Here is a 324-nt window from a genome sequence, read left to right as displayed (position 1 = left end):
ATGGAACCACCTACAGCGCTGGCGACAATGCCATAATTGAGAATGTTGGCACGTTTACGCTCGACAGCACCGGTGCCTACACGTTTACGCCGGACGAAAACTGGAACGGCACGGTTCCGACGATCACCTATACGATCAGCGATGGGGAAGGTGGCACGGATACTGCCAATCTTACCATCACGGTTGATCCTGTTAATGACGCGCCAGAGGCCGTTGGTACGATTGTCGATCAGGCAAATGATGATGCTGACGCCATCACCTCGCTTGATGTGAGCGATTTCTTCAAGGACATTGATGGTGACACGCTCACCTATAGCGCCACGG

At 53.4% G+C, this 324-nt stretch carries 1 protein-coding gene; it reads left to right on the top strand.

Annotation, left to right across the window (positions count from 1 at the left end; genetic code table 11):
- Nucleotides 1–324: cadherin-like domain-containing protein (locus tag QSJ70_RS27485; RefSeq protein WP_285541389.1), on the top strand; the 324-nt coding region annotated here is incomplete at both ends.

Origin of the sequence: Brucella sp. NBRC 12950 (genome assembly GCF_030268145.1) — a bacterium.
Lineage (GTDB): Bacteria > Pseudomonadota > Alphaproteobacteria > Rhizobiales > Rhizobiaceae > Brucella.
Note: the sequence above shows the minus strand (reverse complement) of the source record. Positions and strands in the feature narration are given on the sequence as shown.